The organism is Candidatus Magnetobacterium casense (assembly GCF_019173545.1).
Taxonomy (GTDB): Bacteria; Nitrospirota; Thermodesulfovibrionia; order Thermodesulfovibrionales; family Magnetobacteriaceae; genus Magnetobacterium; species Magnetobacterium cryptolimnobacter.
Map to the genome: position 1 here is coordinate 1 of NZ_JABXWD010000671.1, position 1,360 is coordinate 1,360.

The window sequence follows — 1,360 nt, forward strand, 5'->3', positions numbered from 1 at the left end:
TATATTTCATGGTAACTATACTTTAAGGCAAGAAAGAAAGGGGCGGCTCCGCCCCCCTTCAGAACCCCCCGCAAGGGGACCAGTCCCCTTGACCCCATTTTACCATGCTCTTTTAAGAAGATACCATGCAACGGCAATGTGACTGCGATTGCCCTGTTGTGCCCCCGCGCACAACATAAATGCCTAATGAATATATCTGTTATGCTATAATAGGGTGGAAGTGCAATGAAAAGATTTAACCTCTTGTATAACACCACTATGGGGTTGACCCATCTGGGGCGATATAAGATACTGCATGAGCTTGGTCATGGGGCAATGGGTGTTGTCTACAAGGGCAATGATACGATCATTGACCGCACGGTAGCCATAAAGACCATCAAGCTGGGGAAGGTGCTGTCGTCTTTTAAGGAAAAGGAGCTTCTGGCGTTGTTCTACCAGGAGGTTCGGATAGCAGGCAAGCTGGCACATCCAAACATAGCGATGATCTACGATGCGGGGCAGCACTATGACATACATTACTTTGTCATGGAGCACGTCAGCGGAGTCTCTCTCAAGAGCGTCATTACGGATAAACTCCCGCTGTCGCTTGATGACAAGGTTCGCATCTTAACCATCATCGCCAACGCCTTGCACTATGCCCATCAACGTGGCGTCATACACAGAGACATCAAGCCTGCCAACATCATGCTCCTGGAGGATTACCAGGCAAAGATAATGGACTTCGGTATCGCCATGCTCTCAACGGCCAAGGACGCCATGGCCAGACCCACGCAGGACAAGATACTCGGTACGCCCTCATACATGTCCCCGGAACAGATCAGTGGACAGGACTTGGACAGACTTACGGATGTGTTTTCCCTCGGCGCCATGGCCTATGAATTTATAACGGGCAGAAAGGCCTTTCCGGCAAGCGATATCACCTCCCTGTTTCATAAGATCAAGACCGAAAACCCTATTGCCCCGCACCTCATCTTGCCAGAAATAGACAAAACCCTCAGCGATTGTATCATGGGCGCTATGAAGAAAAACAAAGAGGAACGTTTCCAGTCGGCAAGTGAGTTTGCCGATGCCCTGGTCATTTTTCTCAACAAGAGCGAAAAGGAAGGCTCACAGAGTGCCCGCAGCCCCGTAGAGTACGCCAACAAGGATTTCCTGCTGACACTTAAGAAGAATTACGCCTTTTTTTCGGACTTTACCCTGGAAGAACTCCACACAATTATAAAAATAAGCAAGAAAAACACATTCAAGGCCGATGAAGTGATATTTAAGGAAAATACCATCGGTAACACGATGTATATCATCATATCGGGCCAGGTCAGGATCACAAAGGTATTCTCCCCGCAAGAGACCCCAACCCTGT

1 protein-coding gene is annotated in these 1,360 nt (G+C 48.6%); it reads left to right on the forward strand.

Translation table 11 applies throughout. The features are described 5' to 3' along the window. Nucleotides 1-225 precede the first annotated feature (225 nt). The coding region (locus HWQ67_RS18625) for a serine/threonine-protein kinase (protein ID WP_218254194.1) at nucleotides 226-1,360 on the forward strand (1,135 nt) is incomplete at its 3' end.